Consider the following 21,795-nt stretch of genomic DNA (forward strand, 5'->3'; position numbering starts at 1 on the left):
CTGCAGCTAAGCAAGACCCGAAGGCTCTCGGAGCAAACCGCATCTTTCTACTGTGATGGATCCTGCGCCACCCCGATAGCAAACTACGCGGCTCATCAACCGAAGTTGTCCGGAGGCTCATCATGGAAATCGAGATTTCTCGGCATCGACCTGGCAAAGCGCGTCTTCCAGCTTCATGGCGCCGATAGGCAGGATCGCGCGGTCTACACCGCCAAGGTCATGCGCGCTGTTTTCCTGGAGACCGTTCGCGAATCGCGTCCACGCGTCGTCGCCATGGAGGCGCAAGGCTCGGCCCACCACTGGCCGATGCTTCATTGCAATGGGCATCGAATAGCGGCTGGTCAGTCAGTACGTCACGCCGTTTCGGGGCGGCGGCGCAGCAATTGCGCGCCATCCCCCACAGGGATGGCGCCGGCGAAAACCGCAACCAGGCGGCATTGGCTCGCATCTTTCGGGACTTCGGAGGGCGTGCGGCCCAGCAGGGCCGATAGCTCGAACAAGGCTGCCTGTCGCTGACCGAGCAGGGGTGCCAAGGCGGCTTGCACCTGTGGGCGGTAAATGACTTCGGGTGTATGTGGCAATGACATGAGGCGAATGCCAACCGCATCCTCGACGGCATTGGCTATCGCGGGCGCGACACTGAAGCTGGCCGACTCGCCCACGCCCTTGGCGCCGAAGGGGCCGCTTGACTGTGCCGATTCGACGATGCCACCCTCCATGACTTGTGGAACGTCATGCATCGCGGGGATCTTGTAGTAGGCCAGCGACCCGCTCGCGAGTTCGCCGTGGACGTACTGCATGTGCTCGAGCAGCGCGCCACCGAGCGACATGATCGCCGACCCCGAAAGCTGGGTCGCAACGATGCCGGGGTTGATCGCCTTGCCAGCGTCGGCCACGCTGACCAGGCGCAAGACCTCGAGGTGTCCGATCTCGGTATCGATCTCGACGCCTGTTGCACCGACCATCCAGTTGGGTGTGATGCTGCTCGATGTGCCGGTTTCGGGATCGACAGGCGTATAGGACGAGGTGTAGGTCCCCACACCAATGACATTGCCCGCACTCATGCCGAACTTGCGGCGGAACAGATCACGGATGGGTGTCTCGCGCACTGGCAGTGCCTAACTCAACCGCCATCGCGTCAATCTTGTTGCGAGCATCTTGCGCGGCGAGTTGCATCGCATGGCCATGTGGAACGTGGAACGCGAACCGAGCGTTCCCATGACGGAGGGCTTGACCGCTGTATCCGCGCGCACTACCTTCACCTGCGACAGAGGAATTTCTAGGGTTTGCGCTGCGATCTGGGACATCGCCGTGTCGCTACCCTGCCCCATGTCGATCGTATTCATGTACAACCACTCCGCTCGCGCGTCGGTGCTCGCCGATGCGCGATCATCACGCACATGGACCCTGAGCCTTCCGGTCTTGGTCCGACCACGCCCGAGCGAGAGCACCGCCACCGGCGTTCGTCGGCGTGGAGGTTGGGGCCGGCCAGCACGTCGCGCACAAGCGCGCCGATCAGAAGGTCGAGCGGCTTTCGCTCTGCGGATAGGGGTCGGCCTTACACGCCCATAGCGTCAAAGGCCCACCATCGATCCTCCCGTGTGTTTCGGTTCACTGTGCCGACTGCGCCAGTCTCCGCGATGACGACCGTAAAACTGCGTGCTCGTCGAGGGCAGCGTGCCGATGTTTCTAGCCGGCAGCCGCAGCCAACGCCTGTGCGAGATCGTCCAAAAGGTCGTCGCAGTGCTCAATCCCCACAGACAGTCGAACCATGTCCCGCGGGACCCCGGCCTCTTCAAGCTCTTTCTCGTCGAGTTGGCGGTGAGTTGTTGAAGCTGGATGACAGGCCAGGGACTTGGCGTCGCCGATGTTCACCAGGCGGACGAACAATTTGAGAGCATCGATGAAACGTGCGCCGGCTTCGTGCCCTCCCTTTACCCCGAACGACAAGATGGAGGCCGGCCGGCCTCCCATGTAGCGTTTGGCCAATTCATGCTCAGGGTGGTCAGTCAGCCCAGCGTACTTTACCCATGACACCGCGGGATGCTCACGCAAGAACGTAGCGACCTTCAAAGCATTTTCAGTGTGACGCTCCATCCGTAGCGCAAGCGTTTCCAGACCCTGCAAGATCAAGAACGCATTGAACGGCGACAGCGCGGCCCCAGTATTGCGCAACGGCACGACACGGCACCTTCCAATGAACGCGGCTGCTCCGAATGCTTCCGTGTAGGTGACGCCGTGGTATGACGGGTCGGGCGTGTTCAACATGGAAAACCGGGCTGCGTTCTCGCGCCAGGGAAAGGCACCCGAGTCCACGACGATGCCACCAATGCTGGTGCCATGACCGCCCATGTACTTCGTGAGGGAGTGCACTACGATGTCTGCGCCGTGTTCGAACGGTCTGCACAGCATCGGCGTGGCCACGGTGTTGTCGACGATGAGCGGGACCCCGTGCTTGTGCGCCACGTCGGCCAGGGCTCGGATGTCAACGATGTTGCCCGCGGGGTTGCCGATGGATTCACAGAACACTGCCTTTGTCCTCGCATCGATCAACGCCTCGATGCCCGCCACATCGTCGTGGCCTGCAAAACGCGTCGTGATGCCGAAACGCGGAAGGGTGTGCGCGAACAAGTTGTACGTGCCCCCATAAAGCTTCGCAACCGAGACGATGTTGTCACCGGCTTCAGCGACCGTCTGAATCGCGTACGTGATCGCCGCCATGCCGGATGCCACGGCCAGCGCGCCAACGCCCCCTTCCAATGCAGCGACCCGCTTCTCGAGGACGTCGTTGGTCGGATTCATGATGCGCGTGTAGATGTTGCCCGTGACCTTCAGGTCAAACAGATCTGCACCATGTTGCGTGTCGTCGAACGCGTACGCGGCCGTCTGGTAAATGGGCACGGCGACGGACTTCGTCGTCGGGTCGGGGCTGTAGCCGCCGTGGATGGTGATGGTTTCCAGTTTCATAGGTGTCTCCGGTGGGCTGAAACATGACCGAATTGCGCCCGATGGCTCGTGCGAATCAGTGAAAAGCTTGGACTTGGCTGGCGTACGCTGCGCTGCGCTGTCGGGACAGGCCGCAAGAGGTCGTCAACGATATGGCCTTCTTGCCTGTGCGGCACGAGTCGGCGCCTTTTTCTCGTCGGCGACAGTGGGCTTCGTTCTCGCCATCAATTTCCTGCGCAGTTTCTCCGCCTCCTCACGCATGAGCGGAACCAGAAACTCCTGGCGCGCTTCGGGCAACCGGGTGTCGATCGCGCCGATGGAGAGCGCCGCATTGGGTTGACCGAACTGGTCATGAACAACGACGCCGATGCCCCAAGACCCAGGGTGCACCAGGCCTCGGTGTGCTGCGAATCCCCTCGCCCGAGTCTCGACCACGAGCGTCTTCAGGCTGTCCGCAGACACGGCCGGATACTTTTCTTTGTAGATAGGGGCGTTGTCGGCAAGGATCGAATCAACCTCTTCATCTGGCAATGCAGCCAGGATGGCGATGCTCCCTGCACCCACACCCAAGGGGTGCCGGTCGCCAACCGACAGCACGTGGGCGCGAATGGGATAGTCGCCCTCTTCACGGTGCATGCAGACGGTGTAGTGTCCTCGGCGAACGGTCAAGAACGCTGTGTCTTGAGACACTTGGGCAAGGCGCGCGACGCTGCTCTGCGCGAGTTGATGGATGCCGAACCGATCCTTCGCGAGCTCTCCCAGTACATAGCTCTCATAGCCCAGGTGGTAGCGCTTGGTTGCGACGTCCTGCTCGACCAATCCACCGCGGATCAACGCAAGCAGCAATCTGTGGACCGTCGGCTGCTTGAGCCCGCTCTCGGTCACGAGTTGACTGAGTGAAGCGCCTACCGCGTGCAGCTTCGACACCTGCAACAAAACGACGATGGCCCGGTCGATAGCCTGGGCCCCATCGGGGGCAGCGCCGCCTGCAGCAGTTCGGACCCGTCTTTCGCTACTTTCCATCGCTTCTCCGTTGGTTCTTAGATCCATATAGTGGATTTTTATGCCTTGCCAATTCTCTCGCTTTCATTTGGAACTACGACCTATTTTCAAAGGAGATCTAGGGTTAATACTTGCAGCAATCGCACCCGGCCTCAGTATGGTCAACATCAAGAATTTCATTTCACAGTCCATTATATGGACTTTCAAGATCTTTGTCATTTTTTGTGGATTTCCAACATGATGCGAACCCTTGAGGGCAAAACAGCCCTTGTATTTGGCGCTGGATTCAAGGGCGACGGCTGGAGCAACGGAAAGGCCGCAGCGGTTGGCTATGCGCGCGCGGGGGCTTGCGTGGCGTGCGCAGACATCGACTTTGCGGCGGCAAAGGCCACCGCGGCGGTCATCGAAAGCGAAGGCCACCGGGCCATCGCCGTTCATAGCGACGTGAGGAACTCGGAATCGGTCGAAGCCGCCACGCACTCTGCACTGGCGTTCTCGGGGACCTTGGACATCCTTCATAACAACGTCGGCGTGACCCACATGGGTGGGCCTGTGGAATTGGATGAAAGCACCTTCCAGTTGTCGCTGGATCTGAACCTGGGTTCGGTGTTTCGCACGGTCAAGGCAGCCGTGCCGCACATGCTCAAACAAGGCAGCGGCGCCATCGTCAACATCTCTTCGTTGGCAGCCTTGCGATGGACTGGTTACCCGTACTTCGCGTACTCGGCATCCAAAGCAGCCGTCAACCAAGCAACGGTCGCGATCGCCATGCAGTACGCGAGACAAGGCATTCGAGCCAACTGCATCATTCCTGGCGCAATCGACACGCCCCTCATTTACCAGCAAATCGCTTCCCAGTACGCATCCGTTAAAGAAATGCTGGCGGCGCGCAATCGGATGGTGCCACTGGGACACATGGGTGATCCATGGGACATCGCCAACGCGTCCGTGTTTCTGGCGTCAGACCAAGCCAAGTTCATCACTGGCGTCTGCCTTCCAGTCGATGGCGGTCAAAGTTGCGCCACCGCCCCACTGGACTGACATCACCCATTCGCAAAACCCCAGTCGAGGCAGCACCCAGCCGAAGGCTGCACATTCGCCAACTCCTGCGCCGACCCAGTGCAGGCCAACGCCAGTCGGCGCGCCCGCGCACACGACTTATCGCCACGCCAACGCAAGCAGCCAAGCAGCCGAACCCGCGTCAGCGGGGACTTGAGTCGCTCACGCCGCCCGCCGACGTCCGAAGCGCAGCCTGCTAATCGCAAGGGCTGCCCACGCGATCAATTTTGGCGATGACGTTTCGTCGGACCGCTTTCATGCGATCGAGAACGCGCCGGCCAAACGAGCTCGTCAGACCCCCTGCAATTCGCGCGCGGCCGCAGCAGCCGGTCGCATTGAGTCGCACACCGACCAAGTCCATAAATAATATTTGTACGCCCCAAAATGCGATAACTATAAGTCCATCTTGTGGACTCTAAAATTGTATGAGCTAGTACTCATCGATCTCTTCAACTCGTTTGAGTCGGAAAACCCATGGAAAACCCCAAGCGCTTGGCTGGCAATCTGCGAATAAAGTCTCACTCACGGCATCCATCTAGATCAAATGGCAAGTCCATATTATGGATTGTCTGCATTTTAGCAGTATCCATAATATGGACTTTAGTGGAACCTATCTGGCCAAAATCTAGTTCAAAACCCTCGTTGACCTTCAACTGACGACCATGTTCACGACCCTCGTACAACCAGGAATTCCCGAGACCCAGCGACTGGAATCCATAGAGGGGCCCCTGCGCAGCGTCCGCTTCAACGTTGCCGCAGGGGTAGCACTGCTTGCAGGGATCAGCCAGGGGATGCATCACGCAGGCATGCGCAGTGGGACGCTTCGCATGGCGGACTTCGATGTGCACGCCCTGCAATACGTTCGGCCCACCGAGACGGACAACGACGAGCACGTGGCGTTCTACAGCGCAACCCACCGCATCGATGCACCGGTCCGCGTCCTGCTGGCGGTGGCGACTTTCGGCGAGAAGGATGGCCAGCCATTCGTGCATTGCCACGCTCTGTGGACGGACGACGAAGGCAAGGTCAAGGGCGGCCATCTGCATAACGACTGCGTGCGAGTGTGCGAAGACACGCCAGTAACGGCCTGGGGTCTCGGAAATGCCGCAATGTCTGTCGAGTTCGATGCCGAGACGAACTTCAGCTTGTTTCGCCCCCGCGCAGTGCAAGAGAGGCTGCCTCCGCCCCACAACGCGTCGCGCTGCGTCGTCGCAAAAGTCCGTCCGAACGAGGATCTGCTGACCAGTATCGAACACGCTTGCGAGCGGTACGGAATCCGTCGGGCGCGCATCGCCGGCAGCGTAGGCAGTGTGGTGGGTGCAACGTTCAACGACGGCAGACGGGTATCTGACATCGCCACCGAGATCCTTGTGATCTCTGGACGCGTGGAGTCCGATGCCGAGGGGCCGTGCGCTCGGTTGCGCATCGCACTGATCGATCCCAGGGGCGATGTCCATTTTGGGGAGCTCGCCCGCGGAGAAAACGCCGTGCTGATCTGCTTCGAGCTAGTCCTCGTTGAGGTCTGACGATGGCGCGGTACACCCTCTCCCATTGGGGCTTGTACGAGGTCGAGAAGACGGTCGCCGGAGATTCGTCTATCACCGCATACCGGCACGATCCAGATCCATCGGCCATCGGACTGCACCAACTGGCGCCCGAACTCTCTCGACTCCGCGTCCGCAAACCGGCGGTACGCAAAAGCTGGCTTGAGAACGGCCCCGGCGCAAACCCCGAACTCAGGGGACGGGAACCGTTTGTCGAAGTCGAATGGGACGAAGCCCTGGGTTTGGTGGCCGCCGAGATTGACCGCGTGCGCACGACCCACGGCAATTCGGCCATCTTCGGCGGATCCTACGGCTGGGCCAGCGCCGGGCGCTTTCACCACGCCCAGAGCCAGATCCACCGCTTCCTGAACGCAGCAGGCGGTTATGTTCGCCACCAGGACTCGTACAGCCTTGGGGCAGCCCACGTGATCATGCCGCACGTGGTGGCTGGTATGGACGAGCTCATCAGCATCCATCACACGTGGGATGTGCTGGCCGAACACACCGAATTGCTTGTGACCTTTGGTGGCGTGCCGCACAAGAATGCCCAGTCATCTCCCGGTGGTGTCGGCCGCCACAGGGTGCGCGATGGGCTCGCGTCTTTGCACCGAGCCGGCGTGCGAATCGTGAACGTAGGACCCGTCAATGACAACATCGTGACGGGCGGGCCGATCGAATGGATCCAGCTGCGACCCAACACCGACGTCGCGATGATGATGGCGTTGTGCTGGGTGCTGCGCCACGAGAAACTGCACGACGTCGATTTCTTAAGTCGGTACTGCGTGGGGTACGCCAATTTCGAGGCGTACCTGGTGGGTGCCACGGACGGCATCGCCAAGACGCCGCAATGGGCGGCAACCATCACGGGCGTTCCAGCTGAGGTGACGCATCAACTGGCCCGCGACATGGCCAAGGGCCGGACCATGCTCAATGTGGCCTGGTCTCTGCAGCGTGCCGAACGGGGCGAGCAGCCCTTTTGGGGCGTGGTAACCCTAGCCGCCATGTTGGGGCAGGTCGGGCTGCCAGGGGGCGGATTCGGTGCCGGCTACGGACCTGCCAACACAATGGGAACACCGCATCGCAAGATTGGCGGCCCTACCCTGTCGCAAGGCTTCAATCCAGTAAAGCAATTCATCCCGGTCGCACGGATTGCGGATCTACTTTCCAACCCCAACGAAGCCTTCACCTACGACGGGAAGACCTACACCTACCCTGACATCCGGATGGTGTATTGGGCCGGTGGCAACCCTTTTCATCATCATCAGGATCTGAATCGGCTGGTGAAGGCATGGCAACGGCCCGAAACGATCGTGTTTCACGAACAGTATTGGACGGCTGCCGCGAAGTTTTCCGACATCGTGCTGCCCGCGACGACCTCCCTGGAACGGGACGACATCGGCTACGCATCGCAAGAGGGTGTGCTGGTCTGGATGTCGAAAACGACTGAGGCCCTAGGCGAAGCGCTCAGCGACTACGACATCTTCGCCGAGATCGCCAACAAGCTGGGGTGCGCCGACGTGTTTACCGAAGGGCGCTCAGCCGAAGACTGGCTGAGGTTCATGTACGAAGACCTGACGCCAAAGTATCACCGCATCGGCATCGCGCTTCCGGACTTCGAAGCCTTCAAGGAACTAGGACTGATCGATCTGGAAGCATCCGGGTTCAGCCACGTCATGTTCAGCGCCTTTCGCGAAGACCCGCTGACCCACCCCCTCAGGACGCGCTCTGGCTTGATCGAGATCACGTGCCGCGACATCGAATCGTTCCGATTAAGCGATTGCATCGGCCACGCGGCCTGGCTTGCCCCGAGCGAATGGTTGGGATCCGATCTGACGGAAAAGTACCCGTTGCATCTGTTGACGGATCAGCCCCGCAACAAGCTGCACAGCCAGCTGGATGCGAGCCCGCACAGCATGGCTTCAAAGGTGCAAGGCCGCGAACCCGTTTACCTGAACGCCGAGGACGCAGGCGCGAGAGGTATCCAACACGGTGAACTGGTACGCGTTTTCAACGACCGTGGCGCATGCCTGGCCAGCGCCATCGTTTCGGACAACGTGATGGCAGGCGTATGCCGCATCTCCACTGGCTCCTGGTACGACCCCGATCAAGACACTGGTCTCGACAAGCATGGCAATCCCAACGTCTTGACCAACGACGTTCCGGCCTCCGGACTATCGCAAGGCTGCGCTGCGCAATCGTGCCTCGTTCAGCTGGAGCGCTTCGTGGGTGAGCCGCCGCCCGTGACCGCCTTCGAACTGCCAGCCTTTGCCGACCGTGCCGATGGCAGCGGCAACTGACCCTTTGCCTTTCACCATTTTCACAAGGAGACATGTCATGTATCAGCTTTCCCGCCGCAAGATGTTTGGCGTCGCTACGAGCACAGCGCTCGGATTGTCTGGCTGGGTTCAGTCGCGTCCAGCGCACGCTGCGGACTTCACTTTGAAGTACGCCAACAACGCACCTGCGGCCCATCCCCTTACGGTCCGCATGAAGGAAGCCGCGGAAGCCATCCGCGCCGAGACCAATGGCAAGGTGGATCTTCAGGTCTACTTCAACAGCCAGCTTGGCGGCGACACCGACATGCTCGCCCAGTTGCGTGCGGGTGGCCTGGATTTCTTCACGCTTTCGCCCCTGATCCTTTCATCCATGGTGCCCAAAGCGGCAATAAGCGGCATCGGGTTCGCGTTCTCTGACTACCAGAAAGTATTCAGCGCAATGGACGGCGAGCTTGGCGCGTTCGTGCGCTCAGAGATCAGCAAAGCCGGCCTGCATCCGTTCGAGAAGATTTTCAACAATGGATTCCGGCAGATCACGACGTCCACGCGCGCGATCAATCAACCGGCCGACTTGAAAAATCTCAAGATCCGCGTCCCACCTGCACCCTTGTGGACGTCGATGTTCAAGAGCTTCGATGCGGCGCCACTGTCGATCAACTTTGCCGAGGTCTATTCATCACTGCAGACCAAGATTGCCGACGCGCAGGAAAATCCGCTTGTGACCATCGACTCAGCCAAGCTTTACGAAGTCCAGAAGTTCCTGTCGAAGACCAACCACATGTGGGACGGATTTTGGTTCCTGGCAAGCGGCAAGACCTGGAACAAGCTGCCGGCAGACGTGCGCCAGGTCATTGAAAAGCAAGTGAATCGCTTCTGCCTGCTGCAACGCGAAGACGTCATTTCGCAAAACGTGTCGCTCGAGAAGCACGTGGCCGACAGCGGTGTGGCCATCAACAGCGTGGACAGCAAGCCGTTCCAGGCGAAGCTCAAGTCGGCTGGTTTTTACAAGGAGTGGCAGACCCGACTCGGCGACCCGTTGTGGGCCCTGTTGGAAAAGAGCGCTGGAGCTTCGCTCTAAGGCCCATGGAGCCCGCCGCGCCGGGCTCCATCCGCATAGACGTCAAGGATGTTGCGATGAAAGCAGCCGTTTCCCCTCCTATAAGTCACCCCACAGGGCTCTCTCGCTTTGCGGGCAGCTTGGATGCCATGATGCGTCCTCTCATCGAAATCCCATGCGCCCTGCTCGTGGTGATTGACATCGTCGTACTTTCCGTCGGCGTGGCCAGTCGGTACGTTTTCCACAGCCCACTGGTGTGGTCGGACGAGCTTGCGTCGATGGTGTTCCTTTGGCTGGCCATGCTCGGCTCCGTCGCCGCCTTCCAGCGAGGCGAGCACATGCGCATGACGGCGCTTGTGGGCAAACTCAAGCCGGATGCGCGAGCCTTTGTCGACGTAGTTGCCATCGTGGTGCCAATCACGTTCCTGCTGCTGGTGCTTCACCCTTCATACGAGTTCGCCTCGGACGAAGTGATGATGACCACACCCGCGCTGGAAGTTTCGAATGCCTGGCGCGCGGCTGCATTGCCGACCGGTTTTGCGCTTATGACCGTGGTCGCATTCCTTAAACTGGCTCAGGTGACCAGCATGCGTCACCTCGTCCGGGCGGTCGCTACCGTGGCGGTCATTGTCGCGGCGTTCTGGTTGCTGCAGCCCGTCTTCGCAAAGCTGGGCAGCGCCAACTTACTGGTCTTTTTTGTGGGATTGGTTGCCGTGATGGTCTTGACCGGCGTTCCCATCGCGTTCGCGTTCGGGCTTGCCACCTTCTCGTACCTCGGTCTTACCACGGCGACACCGACCGTCATCGTGGTCGGTCGGATGGACGAAGGCATGGGACATCTGATCCTCTTGGCCGTTCCAATGTTTGTGTTCCTGGGTCTTCTGATTGAAATGACGGGCATGGCCAAGGCAATGATCGGCTTTCTGGCCAGCCTGCTCGGCCACGTTCGCGGCGGCCTGAACTACGTGCTGATCGCTGCGATGTATCTTGTATCGGGCATTTCAGGATCGAAGGCTGCAGACATGGCAGCCATCGCCCCAGTGTTGTTCCCTGAAATGAAGAAGCGAGGTGCCAAACCGGGCGACCTCGTGGCGCTGCTGTCGGCCACGGGCGCGCAGACAGAAACAATCCCGCCCAGCCTGGTGTTGATCACCATCGGCTCCGTGACGGGCGTCTCCATCGCGGCGCTGTTTACAGGCGGATTGCTGCCGGGCGTGGTTCTCGGGCTGGCATTGTGCGTGCTGGTTTGGTGGCGCTATCGCGGCGAGAACCTCGACGACGTCCAACGCGCCACCAAGCGCGAGATCTGGAACGCCTTCCTGGTCGCCCTGCCCGCGATGGCGTTGCCTTTCATCATCCGGGCCGCGGTGGTCGAGGGTGTGGCGACGGCCACGGAAGTCTCGACGATCGGCATCGTTTACGCCTGCCTGATGGGCATTCTCGTGTACCGCCAGTTCAAGCTGTCTCGACTGTTCCCGATGCTGCTGGACACCGCCTCCCTGACCGGTGCCATCCTACTCATCATCGGCGCGGCCACCGCGATGGCATGGGCGTTGACGCAGTCCGGATTCTCAGCGTCGCTAGCGCAAAACATGTCCAGCTTGCCCGGTGGCGCGCCCGTGTTCATGGCCGTGTCCATCGTTGCCTTCATCGTGTTGGGAAGCGTGCTTGAGGGGATTCCGGCTGTGGTGCTTTTCGGCCCCTTGCTATTTCCCATCGCCAAGGCGGTGGGCATCCACGAAGTGCACTACGCGATGGTGGTCGTGCTTTCCATGGGCCTCGGCCTCTTCGCGCCACCGTTCGGCGTCGGCTATTACGCCGCCTGCGCGATCAGCAAGATCCATCCCGACGAAGGCATCCGTCCGATCGTCGGTTACATGGTGGCGCTGTTCATCGGCGTGATCGTCGTCGCAGCAGTGCCCTGGATTTCTATCGGCTTCCTCGCCGCATCACAACCCTAAAAAAAGAAAGTACTTCATGAAACTCCCTAAGACAGAGCGTTTGCGCATCCTTGCAGCGCGAGCGCGCAAGGTTCGGCTCAACGCGTTGCGAATGGCAGAGATCCACGGTCAGGGCTACATCGCCCAAGCGCTAGGTGTGGCTGATCTGTTGGCGGTCACCTACCTCGACTCGATGCAGACTCGGCCGCACGAGCCGAAATGGGAGGATCGTGATCGCTTCCTCCTGTCGGTCGGACACTATGGCATCGCACACTACGCCATCTTGGCCGAGGCCGGTTACATCGGTGAGGACGAACTCGCCACGTACGGATGCGACGACAGCCGTCTACCGATGTCGGGCATGTCGGGCTATACCCCGGGCGCAGAAATGTCCGGGGGCTCCATCGGCCTCGGTTTGCCGATGGCCGTGGGCATGGGTCTTGGGCTGAAGCGCAAGAACAACAAGGCATTTGTCTACACGTTCATGGGCGATGGCGAGATGGCCGAAGGCCCGACCTGGGAAGCAGCGGCCGCCGCGTCGCACTTTGCGCTGGACAACATCATCGGCATCGTCGACTTCAACGGGGTTCAGGCCGACGGCCCGAGCACCCAGATCTTCAAGACGGAACCACTGACGGACAAGTTCCGCGCTTTCGGCTTCCACGTTCAACGCGTCGACGGGAATGACCTGGAGGCGCTCGTCGATGCGTTCGAAACAGCGCGTAACCTGAAAGACGCCATGCCCCGAATCATCATCTGCGACACAAAGATGGGCAAGGGAGTGGACTTCCTGGAAAAGCGTGAGAAGAACCATTTCATCCGCCTGGAAAGGCCGGAATGGGTAACAGCGTACGAGCGCCTTGGCGCAATGAAGAAAGAAGCAGCATGAACAACAGCACCGTGATGGAACAAGCAGCAGTCCAACCGCCGAAGCCCATGGCGCAAATCGCCTCAAACGTCGAGGAAGGGCATCGCGTCCGCGCCACCCCTTTCGGCAAGGCACTGGTTGCCCTGGCCGAATCGGATCCCCGCATCGTCGGCATGAGCGCGGACCTGGCCAAGTACACCGACATGCACATCTTCGCGCAGGCCTTCCCTGACCGCTTCTACCAAGTCGGGATGGCCGAGCAGTTGATGGCAACGGCAGCCGGCGGATTGGCGAAGGAGGGCTTTGTTCCTTTCGCTTCGACCTACGCGACTTTCGCATCGCGACGCTGCTATGACTTCATGTCGCAAGCTGTCGCGGAGCAGAACGCCAACGTCAAACTGATCGGCGGCCTGCCTGGCTTGACCACAGGCTACGGCCCGAGCCACCAGGCGACAGACGACCTCGCCATCTTTCGTGCGATGCCGAATCTGGTCGTGATAGATCCCTGCGACGCGCTGGACATCGAACAAATCGTGCCTGCCATCGCAGCCTATCCCGGCCCCGTTTACATGCGGGTGCTGCGCGGCAACGTCCCATTGGTTCTTGACGAGTACGACTACAAGTTTGAGCTCGGGAAGGCCAAAGTCCTGCGAGGCGGCCGCGACGTCGTCATCATCGCGACCGGATTCATGACAATGCGGGCGTTGGATTCGGCCAAGGAACTTGAGAAGGATGGCATCGACGTCAGCGTGGTGCATGTGCCAACGGTCAAGCCGCTGGACGAAGCGACGATCATCGCGGAAGCCAGCAAGGGCGGCCGCCTGGTCGTGGTCGCAGAGAACCACACGGCCATTGGCGGCTTGGGTGAAGCGGTTGCAGGCACATTGATGCGCGCAGGTGTGTCGTGCCCGTTCCACCAAATAGCCTTGCCGGATGCATTCCTGCACGCCGGGTCTCTGCCAGTGCTTCAGGACAGGTATGGCATTTCGCGAAAGTCCATGATGGCCAGCATCAAGAGCTGGCTATAGGGCCGCGGCCTCGCCGGCCGCCTGAGGGGATCAATCGCAATTTCAACAAGGATTCGCCATGAATCACCAAAATCGTGTTTGCATCGTGACCGGGGGTGCCAGCGGCATCGGGCGTTGCATCGTAGAGAAATTTGCGCTTGAGGAGCAGGCGACGGTGTGCTTGCTCGATCGCAACGCAGAGAGCGCACGCGCTGTGGCTGAGTCGGTCCGCACATCAGGGGGAACGGTCCATCCTTACGCAGTCGACTTGTCCGACATCTCCGCTATCGAGCGCGTGTTCTCCGATCTGATCGCCAACGTGGGCGGCCCGCAAATCTTGATCAACTGCGCCGGCTATGCATCGGTAGAAGATGCTGCCACCTTCAATATCGACAACTGGCGCAAGAGCCTGGACATCAACGTAACGGCAGCTATGCGCCTTTCCCAACTTTGCATCGCAGCCATGCGCGAGCATCACTGGGGACGCATCGTGAACATCTCTTCTGTGAGCGCCGATCTGGCAGGAACGGGCCGCCTCGCCTATGGCACGTCCAAAGCAGCGCTCAACGCCATGACACGCCAGTTCTCGGTAGAGGTCGCGCAAGACGGCATCACGGTCAACGCGATCGCGCCCGGGCCGGTGCAGACGTCACTGACCGGCGAGAACCATGGCGGCAGCACGGCCGACGTTTACAAGAGCATGATCCCGATGGGACGATACGGCTCCATGGAGGAGATCGCTCACGCTGTGTCGTTTCTTGCCTCCGCCGGCGCTAGCTACCTGACCGGCCACACCCTCGCTGTCGATGGCGGATTCTTGGCGAGCGGCATCATCGTCCGCGACCTGTTCGACAACGCCTGAGAAGCTCTTCGGCTGATTTCGCCGCTTCGAAGCCGGGCCCGTCAAAAGCCACCGCGTGGAGACCTGGCGCTGAATCCCATTGTGTTTCCCTCAAGGATCGGCGTCCGCGCGTGCCGCCCCATTTTTTTTTTGACGAACGGATCGAATCGTGTCTCACTCCGTTAGTTTTTCCAACTGAAAGACGGTCCCAAGTCCCACAGTCCTTGACTGATCGATCCACCCTTTGCCGTCGCACTTCTTGAGCGGCCCTTAGGCATCTATGTCCGCAACGGCCGTGATCAAGCGGCAGTTAGACCTCACGAAGGTGAGTTTCAAGGGCCTGGCCAAAAACACGGCGCATGCGATCACGCTGTTTGCACTGTCGAATATTTGGATGTTCAGAAGGAAGCTGATTGCGATTGTGGGACAGGTGCGCCCGCAAGCAACCTGAGGGGGCGAAAAGAACCCTCATAAACCCGGAATCCTGGGTGCGACGAGCCTGCAAGCGCAGCAGGACAACACGCACTCTCGGCATCAAATCAATTTACGACTTGATAAGACGTTTCTCAACGTGGGAGTCGGTGACGATACGAGGCAACGTACGCCATTGCTTCCTCCAAGAACAGCGGCGTCATGGGGTTGACCGCTTGCTTACGAAAGGCGATCCAGAGCTCGATCTTCGGTGACGGAGAGCCAGAGAACCTGCGAAAAACCACCCCGGTGACCTCTCGGAAACCGGCAGAAGCGGGAACCAAAGCAACGCCTAAGCCGCCACTTACCGCTGCCATCATCGCGTTGTGGAACATGACGTCGTGCAGCTGTGACGGTACAACATCGTGTTCGGACAGCCATCGCATCATCAAGTCATGCGCGTAGCGACCTGCGCGCCGTTCGAACGTCACGAGAACTTCGCCACGAAGGTCTCTCACATGCACTTTCGAGCGCACCGCTAGCGGGTGGTTCGATGGCACTGCGAGGATTTGAGGCTCCTTCAGCAGGCATCGTGCTTCGAGTCGCGAATCCACCACTGGTGGCCGTACCAGCCCGACATCGAGCTCATTGCGCAACAAGGCTGACACCTGAGCGTCGGAACTGATTTCCTTGAGTGAAAACAAGATGCTTGGCACGCGCGCGCTGAAGCGCCGCAGCAACGTCGGCACCAAATGAAGTGAAGCGACGGTGTTGAAGCCGATGCTGATGTGCCCGCCGTCTTCGCCGCGCCCGACACGCGCCACAAGTTGCCGCGCGCGATCCTCCAATGCGAAGAGCTTCTCCGCCTCTGCCCGGAGTGTCTCACCCGCAGCCGTTAGTCGAACGCTTCGGTTTGTGCGCTCGAACAGGCTGACCCCAAGCTGGCCTTCCAGCTGTTTGATTTGCAAACTCAAAGGGGGCTGCGTCATGTGCAACCGCTTCGCGGCCCGTGTGAAGCTCAGTTCCTCGGCGACGACGAGAAACGATGCAAGTACGCGCAGATCGAGATGGGTTGCCATACATATCCTGTATTAATGCTATCCAAATATAGTATTTGATAAATGGACAGGCGGCGACAAGAATCCACCTAAGTTGCTCGCATAGCAGTTTCGTCAAGCACGCAAGTGCGATCCAACACCAGAAACGACAGGAGACGAGATGCCTTCAACCCGCTTGCGCATCGAATGCGCACGGACCGATACCGGTCGTCAACAATGCCACTCGCGGTGATTGCTCAGGACGAATGACAGGCAATCAAGGTTGAACTAGATGTCCGAATACACCATGCCCAGCGACGTGGGTCGCATACTCACATCGCCCGAAGAAGTGTTTCCTTTCACTCGTGACTACACAGGGCGATTCACTGGACCAGCACGCTGCGTAGTTTTGCCAACAGAGACGGCAGAGGTGAGCAGGTTGCTGCGCTGGTGCAGTGCAAACGGAGTGCCGGTGGTGGCACAGGGCGGAAATACCGGCTTGGCTGGCGGCGCAACGCCGGATTGTTGCGGTCAGGCGATTGTTCTATCAGTGACGAGGATGAGCCGACTGCGTGCGCTGAATCTGGCCGACAGCACGGTCACAGTGGAGGCTGGCATGGTGCTGCAAACATTGCAGGATATTGCCCGCGATACCAACCGCTTCTTCCCGCTTGCGCTCGGCTCGCAAGGCACTTGCACGATCGGCGGGAATCTTTCAGCCAACGCAGGTGGGACCGGTGTCTTGCGCTACGGAAATATGCGCGAACTGTGCCTCGGCTTGGAGGTGGTTACACCCACCGGCGAGGTGTTCGACGGCTTGCGTAGCCTTCGCAAGGACAACTCAGGCTACGACTTGAGAGACCTGTACATAGGCGCTGAAGGCACCATCGGCATCACCACTGCCGCCACTCTGAAACTGTACTCCCCACCTAAGGCGCGCGGGACGACATGGGTTGCGCAGTCCAGCCTGGAGCAGACGCTTCGATTGCTCACACTCGCCCAACAGGCGCTTGGCACCGACCTGACAGCGTTCGAATTGATGTCCGACTATTGCATACAGCTGGTCGGTCGCAAGTTGGGGAACGGGCCTAAGGTGTTCGCAAACACGTTCGCATGGTACGTGTTGATGGAGTCGTCAGACCAAGAAAGCGAAGCCCATGCCATCGGGCGATTCGAATCGTTGATGGCCGATGCGTTCGAGCAAGGGGTCATTGAAAACGCCGCGATTGCACAATCGGAGGCGCAGTCATTGCAATTCTGGAGAATTCGTGAGCGGATTGGCCTGTCGCGACCGAAGAACATCAAGCACGACATCTCATTGCCAATCGGGCAAGTCGCCAACTTCGTCGAGCGCATGGAGAAGTTGATCGAATCGATTCATCCAGGTTGCTGGACTGTCGTGCTAGGTCACCTAGGCGACGGCAATCTTCATTACAACGTCGAGCCGATTCAGGAGCTGGAGGACTCGGCCCTTCTTGCCCTCGATAAGCAAGTGCACCGCACAGTCTATGACGAGGTTGACCGGTTGCGCGGTTCCATGTCGGCTGAGCATGGCATCGGCGCGGCGAAGGTCGATGACCTGCGGCGCTACAAATCCGATGTCACACTGAAGCTGATGAGGTCCATCAAGCAAGCGCTGGATCCTCAGGGCATCCCGAACTCAGGAAAACTACTTGGCGCGGCCGCATGCGCCGCAGAGAACGATCTGAGTCTACTTAGTGTCAGCAACTCGGTGGGCCGCTCGCCCACATCGATGCCTTTACAGACGGGTTCACCAATGCAAATCCTGCTGCCACGGCCTAGCGGATTCGAAAAGTGGTCGGTTACCGATCTCGATTGCAGTGGCGCAAAAGAAGACAAGGGTACGCCCCAGGGTTGTTACTTTCGAGTGCGGCCTCGCAGAGAACGAAGGCCGTGCGGTGTAGCCCACCAACTCACCAGCCCGATAGCCACCACGCTTTGATCACAGAGCTTGAATCATCTGATCGATAAAGAGACAAACATGCATTTTCCAAGTTTTCCGAAAGGTTTTCGGCTGGCGTATGGCACCGCACGCGTGACGCTCGCCTGCATGCTGACGGTTGCCGGGCTGTCAGCCCATGGTGGCGAACCGGCGAGAAAGCCGGAGGGATATCCAGGAAGTAGCCGCGTCTCGATTGTGGTGCCTTACGCGCCAGGCGGAACTACCGACATCGTGGCCCGTCTAATAGCCGAAGGTCTAGGTAAGCGATGGGGTGCTCCGGTCATCGTCGACAACAAGCCGGGCGCGGGCGGCAATATCGGTGCGGAGTACGTGGCGCGCTCCAAAGGAGACGGCCACACCTTGCTAGTTGGAGCTACGGCATTGTCCAACGCGCCTGCCCTTTCAAAAAGCATGCGTTTCGACGTCGCGAAAGATCTCGCGCCCATCTCGTTGATGGCTACCACGCCCCTGGTGCTGATGGTCAGCAAGAAATCGGGAATTCAGAGCATTCCAGAATTGGTTGCACGGTTGAAGTCCAAACCGGAAGCATTGACGTATGGAAGCAGCGGTGTTGGAACGTCCATTAATCTCTCGACGTTGATGTTTCTGAACCGCATTAACGCGAAGGCGCTCCATGTGCTCTACAAGGGTAGCGGACCAGCCCTGACCGCGCTGGTTTCGGGCGAGATTGACGTCCTATTCGACAACTATGCAACGGCAATGCCGTTCGTTGCTGGCGGTCAAGTGAAGGCGCTGGCCCTCACAAGCTCAGGTCGAGGAAACTTGAGAACCGATCTCCCGACGTTGGCCCAATCGGGCCTGCCAAACTTCGAATCGTTGACCTGGATCGGCATGCTTGCTCCAGCAGGGACGCCGGAGCCCATCATCACGTGGGTGAACTCGGAAGTAGCTGCAGTGTTGGGAGATCCGGCGGTCCTGTCGCGTCTGGTCGACTTGGGATTTAGCTCCAAGGCCACGACGCCGGAAGCCTTTGGTGGTTTCATCCGCGAGGAGATGTCCAAGGCTCAGCGGCTTGTCCAAGCCAACAACATTCCCCTCGAATAGGTTCGCCTTTCGCTGCCCGCGCATCAGCTAGTGCTGCAGCTTCACATAGTTATCCCGGAGAAGATCCATGGCTCAAAAGAAGAAGACACCAGAATCATTGCGCAGCTACCGCTGGTACGGCGCATCAGACTTGCGCGCCTTTGGGCACCGGTCTAGAACCATCCAGATGGGTTTTGAGCGCGAGGATTTCGTCGGCAAACCGGTCATCGCAATCATCAATACATGGTCTGAGGTCAACCCTTGCCATACCCACCTGCGGGATCGCGCTGAACAGGTGAAGCGTGGGGTATGGCAAGCAGGCGGATTTCCCATGGAGATGCCCGCAATCACGCTGGCCGAGACCATTCAGAAGCCAACGACCATGATGTATCGCAACCTTCTTGCGATGGACACGGAGGAGTTGCTGCGTTCGTATCCTGTGGACGGCGTGGTGTTGCTGGGTGGCTGCGACAAAACAACCCCCGCATTGATCATGGGTGCGACGAGTATGAATCTGCCCACGATTTACCTTCCTGCAGGGCCGATGTTGACGGCGAGATGGCGCGGGAAAACGCTGGGGTCTGGATCCGATGCCTGGAAGTACTGGGACGAACGACGAGCTGGTCGCATCACCGAATCGGAGCATCAGGAAGTCGAGTCCAGTATTGCCCGATCCGCTGGTTTCTGCATGACGATGGGCACCGCCTCCACCATGACTGGACTAAGCGAGGCCTTGGGGTTGTCTCTGCCTGGTTCGAGTTCGATTCCCGCGCCCGACGCCGCTCACGAGCGGATGGCTGCGGCTTGCGGACGCCGCATCGTAGACATGGTTTGGGAGGATTTGAAGGTCCGCGACATCTTGACCCCGCAAGCCTTCGAAAATGCTGCTGTCACGCTCATGGCCAACGGAGGATCTACCAATGCGCTGGTCCACCTGGTCGCAATGGCCGGCCGGGCAGGCATCGATTTTCCGCTCGAGCGCTTCAATGATTTCAGCGCCCGTACGCCGGTGCTCGCGAACATTCGCCCTGTCGGCAACGAATATCTCATGGAGGACTTTTACTACGCGGGTGGTTTGCCAGCGCTCCTCAATGAGCTTAAAGATCTACTGCATCTCGACGCGCTCAACTGCAACGGCAAGACACTGGGTGAGAACATCGCCGATGCCGAGATCTGGAATGACGACGTCATTCGGCGCAGAAGCAATCCTGTTAAGAAAAGCGGCGGTCTTGTCGTGCTCAAGGGCAATCTGGCGCCTGATGGCGCAGTCCTTAAAACCGGTGCAATGCAGCCGCAATACCACAAGCACACCGGCCGTGCACTGGTGTTCGACAGCTACGACGAAATGATGGATCACGTTGATCGGGACGATCTCGACGTCGACGAGAGCACAGTCATGGTCCTGCGCAATGCCGGCCCCCAAGGAGGCCCAGGCATGCCTGAGTGGGGAATGATGCCGATTCCGAAGAAGTTGCTGATTCGTGGTGTGAGCGACATGGTGCGCATCTCCGACGCGCGCATGTCGGGCACCAGTTCGGGTACATGCGTCCTGCACGTTGCGCCCGAGAGTTGGATCGGTGGCCCCTTGGCGCTGATTCGCACGGGTGACCAAATCACGCTCGATGTCGAAAACAAGCAACTCAACGTCCTGCTGAGTCCGGCGGAAATGGAAAAGCGACGTACCGATTGGAAGCCGCACCCGCCCAAATTCGCGAGGGGATACGGCGTCCTGGTGATGCAGCACATGGAGCAGGCCAACAAGGGCTGTGATTTCGACTTTCTGGGTGGTACCGCACCGACACCAGAGCCGGAAATCCATTAAACGCGACTCCTGCCCGCATCGGGGTGTCGCGCAAAAGCGCGTCCAAGCAAATCAAAACGGCTCACAATGACAGTTGAACACTTTGCCCTGGATGCATCGGCAGTGATCCGTCAAAACGCGTTCTGGGAGTTGCTGGTCGATGGCTTCACCTTCACGGAAGGGGCGCTATGGCACGCACGGGATCACTATCTGCTTTTCAGCGATATCGACGTCGGCCGCATCCATCGCTGGGACGCGCAACATGGCGTCACTGTCTTCCGCGACGTTTCCAACATGGCGAACGGAAACACTTGGGACAACCATGGACGGTTGCTGAGTTGTGAACATGCGACCAGTCGCGTCGTCCGCACAGAACACGATAGTTCGATAGCGGTCCTCGCGAGCCACTACGAATGGCGTGAACTCAACAGCCCCAGCGACATCATCGTTGCGCGCGATGGCGCTATCTATTTCTCGGATCCAGTCTTCGGTCGCCGTGCGCCGCACGGGATTCCGAGGGCGCCAGAACTCGACCACCGAAGTTGTTATCGGCTCGGAACGGATGGCCACCTGATCCGCCTCGCCGTAGATCTGGAGCAGCCGAATGGGCTCTGCTTCAGTGCCGACGAAAAGATGCTGTATGTGAATGACTCGCCACGGGCGCGCATGCATGTTCACCATGTCAAGCCGGATGGAACCGTGGAAGCGGGCGCACTTTTCGCGGATGTGCCTGGGCATGAAGACGGTGTTCCGGACGGGATGAAGGTGGACACGAAGGGGAACGTTTACTGCTGCGGCGCTGGAGGGATCCAAGTTTTCGCCCCTTCCGGTCAACGTTTGGCGCGAATCCGCTTCCCGGAGCGGGCTAACAACCTGGCGTTTGGAGATTCGGACATGCGCACGCTTTATGTCACATCACCTCGATCAATTTATCGAATCCGCCTTGAAGTCGCGGGCATTGCGCAATGGCGCACGGACTTGAATCTTTAACCCTGAAGG

The 21,795-nt window shown here is 59.5% G+C and carries 17 protein-coding genes and 2 pseudogenes; 14 read left to right on the forward strand and 5 right to left on the reverse strand.

Annotated elements, in window-relative coordinates:
- Positions 1 to 105 precede the first annotated feature (105 nt).
- Positions 106 to 331, forward strand: a pseudogene (locus ACSFA8_RS23725) (IS110 family transposase); the annotation flags it as partial.
- Between the two features lie 22 nt (positions 332 to 353).
- Here ACSFA8_RS23725 and ACSFA8_RS23730 read toward each other — a convergent pair.
- The 4 genes from ACSFA8_RS23730 to ACSFA8_RS23745 all read right to left on the reverse strand — a co-directional run bounded on the left by ACSFA8_RS23730 (position 354) and on the right by ACSFA8_RS23745 (position 3,996).
- Positions 354 to 1,109 (reverse strand): molybdopterin cofactor-binding domain-containing protein, encoded by a 756-nt coding sequence (locus tag ACSFA8_RS23730; protein WP_435481928.1) that lies wholly within the window; start codon positions 1,107 to 1,109, stop codon positions 354 to 356.
- 9 nt (positions 1,110 to 1,118) lie between these two features.
- Positions 1,119 to 1,346, reverse strand: coding sequence for a molybdopterin cofactor-binding domain-containing protein (locus tag ACSFA8_RS23735; RefSeq protein ID WP_435481929.1), 228 nt, complete (start codon positions 1,344 to 1,346; stop codon positions 1,119 to 1,121).
- 343 nt (positions 1,347 to 1,689) lie between these two features.
- Positions 1,690 to 2,967, reverse strand: a complete 1,278-nt coding sequence (locus tag ACSFA8_RS23740; RefSeq protein ID WP_435481930.1) for a bifunctional O-acetylhomoserine aminocarboxypropyltransferase/cysteine synthase — start codon at positions 2,965 to 2,967, stop codon at positions 1,690 to 1,692.
- Positions 2,968 to 3,090: 123 nt separating this feature from the next.
- Positions 3,091 to 3,996, reverse strand: a complete 906-nt coding sequence (locus ACSFA8_RS23745; RefSeq protein WP_435481931.1) for an IclR family transcriptional regulator — start codon at positions 3,994 to 3,996, stop codon at positions 3,091 to 3,093.
- A 147-nt stretch (positions 3,997 to 4,143) separates the two neighbouring features.
- On the opposite strand from ACSFA8_RS23745, the gene ACSFA8_RS23750 reads away from it, so the two are divergent.
- The 9 genes and pseudogenes from ACSFA8_RS23750 to ACSFA8_RS23790 all read left to right on the forward strand — a co-directional run.
- On the forward strand, positions 4,144 to 4,989 hold the full coding sequence (locus ACSFA8_RS23750; protein ID WP_435481932.1) for an SDR family NAD(P)-dependent oxidoreductase: 846 nt from the start codon (positions 4,144 to 4,146) through the stop codon (positions 4,987 to 4,989).
- A 680-nt stretch (positions 4,990 to 5,669) separates the two neighbouring features.
- Positions 5,670 to 6,533: a PCC domain-containing protein gene (locus ACSFA8_RS23755; protein ID WP_435481933.1), complete on the forward strand. Its 864-nt coding sequence runs from the start codon at positions 5,670 to 5,672 to the stop codon at positions 6,531 to 6,533.
- Between the two features lie 32 nt (positions 6,534 to 6,565).
- Positions 6,566 to 8,848: a molybdopterin-dependent oxidoreductase gene (locus ACSFA8_RS23760; protein WP_435481934.1), complete on the forward strand. Its 2,283-nt coding sequence runs from the start codon at positions 6,566 to 6,568 to the stop codon at positions 8,846 to 8,848.
- A 37-nt stretch (positions 8,849 to 8,885) separates the two neighbouring features.
- Positions 8,886 to 9,905 (forward strand): TRAP transporter substrate-binding protein, encoded by a 1,020-nt coding sequence (locus tag ACSFA8_RS23765; RefSeq protein WP_435481935.1) that lies wholly within the window; start codon positions 8,886 to 8,888, stop codon positions 9,903 to 9,905.
- A gap of 56 nt (positions 9,906 to 9,961) precedes the next feature.
- Positions 9,962 to 11,845: a TRAP transporter large permease gene (locus tag ACSFA8_RS23770; protein WP_435481936.1), complete on the forward strand. Its 1,884-nt coding sequence runs from the start codon at positions 9,962 to 9,964 to the stop codon at positions 11,843 to 11,845.
- Positions 11,846 to 11,861: 16 nt separating this feature from the next.
- Entirely contained in the window at positions 11,862 to 12,713 is an 852-nt protein-coding gene (locus tag ACSFA8_RS23775) for a transketolase (RefSeq protein WP_435481937.1), read from the forward strand.
- Complete coding sequence (locus tag ACSFA8_RS23780; RefSeq protein ID WP_435481938.1) at positions 12,710 to 13,720, forward strand: transketolase family protein; 1,011 nt, start codon at positions 12,710 to 12,712, stop codon at positions 13,718 to 13,720. Before ACSFA8_RS23775 ends, ACSFA8_RS23780 begins: the two co-directional genes overlap by 4 nt.
- A 58-nt stretch (positions 13,721 to 13,778) precedes the next feature.
- On the forward strand, positions 13,779 to 14,561 hold the full coding sequence (locus ACSFA8_RS23785; RefSeq protein WP_435481939.1) for an SDR family NAD(P)-dependent oxidoreductase: 783 nt from the start codon (positions 13,779 to 13,781) through the stop codon (positions 14,559 to 14,561).
- Positions 14,562 to 14,835: 274 nt separating this feature from the next.
- Positions 14,836 to 14,991: pseudogene (locus ACSFA8_RS23790) on the forward strand (IS5/IS1182 family transposase); the annotation flags it as partial.
- A 115-nt stretch (positions 14,992 to 15,106) separates the two neighbouring features.
- Here the strand turns inward: ACSFA8_RS23790 and ACSFA8_RS23795 are convergent.
- Positions 15,107 to 16,030, reverse strand: a complete 924-nt coding sequence (locus ACSFA8_RS23795) for a LysR substrate-binding domain-containing protein (protein WP_435481940.1) — start codon at positions 16,028 to 16,030, stop codon at positions 15,107 to 15,109.
- A gap of 250 nt (positions 16,031 to 16,280) precedes the next feature.
- On the opposite strand from ACSFA8_RS23795, the gene ACSFA8_RS23800 reads away from it, so the two are divergent.
- The 4 genes from ACSFA8_RS23800 to ACSFA8_RS23815 all read left to right on the forward strand — a co-directional run bounded on the left by ACSFA8_RS23800 (position 16,281) and on the right by ACSFA8_RS23815 (position 21,786).
- Positions 16,281 to 17,951 carry an FAD-binding oxidoreductase gene (locus ACSFA8_RS23800; RefSeq protein WP_435481941.1) on the forward strand — a complete coding sequence of 557 codons (1,671 nt, stop codon included), beginning with the start codon at positions 16,281 to 16,283 and terminating at the stop codon, positions 17,949 to 17,951.
- 9 nt (positions 17,952 to 17,960) lie between these two features.
- Positions 17,961 to 19,016: a tripartite tricarboxylate transporter substrate binding protein gene (locus tag ACSFA8_RS23805; RefSeq protein WP_435481942.1), complete on the forward strand. Its 1,056-nt coding sequence runs from the start codon at positions 17,961 to 17,963 to the stop codon at positions 19,014 to 19,016.
- Between the two features lie 67 nt (positions 19,017 to 19,083).
- On the forward strand, positions 19,084 to 20,817 hold the full coding sequence (araD, locus tag ACSFA8_RS23810; RefSeq protein ID WP_435481943.1) for an L-arabinonate dehydratase: 1,734 nt from the start codon (positions 19,084 to 19,086) through the stop codon (positions 20,815 to 20,817).
- 66 nt (positions 20,818 to 20,883) lie between these two features.
- Positions 20,884 to 21,786: an SMP-30/gluconolactonase/LRE family protein gene (locus ACSFA8_RS23815; RefSeq protein WP_435481944.1), complete on the forward strand. Its 903-nt coding sequence runs from the start codon at positions 20,884 to 20,886 to the stop codon at positions 21,784 to 21,786.
- Positions 21,787 to 21,795 lie beyond the last annotated feature (9 nt).

Origin of the sequence: Variovorax nitratireducens, assembly GCF_051216545.1 — a bacterium.
Taxonomy (GTDB): Bacteria; Pseudomonadota; Gammaproteobacteria; order Burkholderiales; family Burkholderiaceae_C; genus Variovorax.

What these genes read in the sequence shown, in the direction of transcription:
- ACSFA8_RS23745 (WP_435481931.1), bottom strand. Translation starts at nt 3,996, where the DNA reads ATGGATCTAAGAACCAACGGAGAAGCGATGGAAAGTAGCGAAAGACGG.
- ACSFA8_RS23750 (WP_435481932.1), top strand. Translation starts at nt 4,144, where the DNA reads ATGGACTTTCAAGATCTTTGTCATTTTTTGTGGATTTCCAACATGATG.
- ACSFA8_RS23755 (WP_435481933.1), top strand. Translation starts at nt 5,670, where the DNA reads ATGTTCACGACCCTCGTACAACCAGGAATTCCCGAGACCCAGCGACTG.
- ACSFA8_RS23770 (WP_435481936.1), top strand. Translation starts at nt 9,962, where the DNA reads ATGAAAGCAGCCGTTTCCCCTCCTATAAGTCACCCCACAGGGCTCTCT.
- ACSFA8_RS23780 (WP_435481938.1), top strand. Translation starts at nt 12,710, where the DNA reads ATGAACAACAGCACCGTGATGGAACAAGCAGCAGTCCAACCGCCGAAG.
- araD (WP_435481943.1), top strand. Translation starts at nt 19,084, where the DNA reads ATGGCTCAAAAGAAGAAGACACCAGAATCATTGCGCAGCTACCGCTGG.
- ACSFA8_RS23735 (WP_435481929.1), bottom strand. Translation starts at nt 1,346, where the DNA reads ATGAATACGATCGACATGGGGCAGGGTAGCGACACGGCGATGTCCCAG.
- ACSFA8_RS23775 (WP_435481937.1), top strand. Translation starts at nt 11,862, where the DNA reads ATGAAACTCCCTAAGACAGAGCGTTTGCGCATCCTTGCAGCGCGAGCG.
- ACSFA8_RS23815 (WP_435481944.1), top strand. Translation starts at nt 20,884, where the DNA reads ATGACAGTTGAACACTTTGCCCTGGATGCATCGGCAGTGATCCGTCAA.
- ACSFA8_RS23795 (WP_435481940.1), bottom strand. Translation starts at nt 16,030, where the DNA reads ATGGCAACCCATCTCGATCTGCGCGTACTTGCATCGTTTCTCGTCGTC.
- ACSFA8_RS23800 (WP_435481941.1), top strand. Translation starts at nt 16,281, where the DNA reads ATGTCCGAATACACCATGCCCAGCGACGTGGGTCGCATACTCACATCG.
- ACSFA8_RS23740 (WP_435481930.1), bottom strand. Translation starts at nt 2,967, where the DNA reads ATGAAACTGGAAACCATCACCATCCACGGCGGCTACAGCCCCGACCCG.
- ACSFA8_RS23765 (WP_435481935.1), top strand. Translation starts at nt 8,886, where the DNA reads ATGTATCAGCTTTCCCGCCGCAAGATGTTTGGCGTCGCTACGAGCACA.
- ACSFA8_RS23785 (WP_435481939.1), top strand. Translation starts at nt 13,779, where the DNA reads ATGAATCACCAAAATCGTGTTTGCATCGTGACCGGGGGTGCCAGCGGC.